Origin of the sequence: Mycobacterium sp. IS-2888, assembly GCF_001954215.1 — a bacterium.
Taxonomy (GTDB): Bacteria; Actinomycetota; Actinomycetes; order Mycobacteriales; family Mycobacteriaceae; genus Mycobacterium.
The window spans coordinates 1-757 of record NZ_MBET01000022.1 but is presented as its reverse complement, the minus strand read 5'-3'; the positions used below and the strand labels follow the sequence as shown (position 1 = coordinate 757).

Genomic DNA, 757 nt, shown 5'->3' with positions numbered 1-757 from the left:
TCCGCCCGGATCGCCCATTCGAACGAGGCGAGGTCTGGGTATTCGCGCATCAACTGTCCGCATTCGTCGAGCACCGCTTCGATTCGGTCGATGACGTTGCCCGGGCGCTGTGCAGCCTGCCGCAGGCGGGGCATGGACGCGTCGGCCCGGGCCGAAATCGTCGCCTGCATCAGTTCCGACTTGTTGGGAAAGTAGTTGTACAAGCTGGAGCTCGTCACGTTCGCCATGCGGGCTATCTCACGGATCGTGGCTTTTGAGTAGCCGACGTCGCCCACGCAGCGCATTGCCGCGGCGATGATTCGTCGGCGAGTCTCTTCGGCATTCGCGCCCACCGGACGCCCGAGCTGCGACGGCGTGGTGGTCATGCACCTCCGCGGGAGCCGGAAGTCGTTGGTCGGTCGAATATATTCGACCACATATCAGCGAGGACCCGACCCACCATGACCCGAACACAGCTGGGCCGCCCCGTGGGCGCCAGTGGCGAGGAAACTCGCCGGCGGATCATCGTGGCAACCATGAGGTGTGTGGCCGAGGTCGGCTATTCGAAGGCCACGATCCGTGAGATAGCCCGCATGGCGAACGTGACGAGCTCCAGCTTGTACAACTACTTTCCCAACAAGTCGGAACTGATGCAGGCGACGATTTCGGCCCGGGCCGACGCGTCCATGCCCCGCCTGCGGCAGGCTGCACAGCGCCCGGGCAACGTCATCGACCGAATCGAAGCGGTGCTCGACGAATGCGGACAGTTGATGCGCGA

At 63.9% G+C, this 757-nt stretch carries 2 protein-coding genes; one reads left to right on the top strand and one right to left on the bottom strand.

Features of this window, described 5'->3' with window-relative positions:
- Positions 1-365: TetR/AcrR family transcriptional regulator (locus A5745_RS03500; protein WP_139329431.1), on the bottom strand; the 365-nt coding region annotated here is incomplete at its 3' end.
- A gap of 75 nt (positions 366-440) precedes the next feature.
- Between A5745_RS03500 and A5745_RS03495 the strand changes: the two genes are divergently transcribed.
- On the top strand, positions 441-757 hold a 317-nt coding region (locus tag A5745_RS03495; protein ID WP_139329430.1), incomplete at its 3' end, for a TetR/AcrR family transcriptional regulator.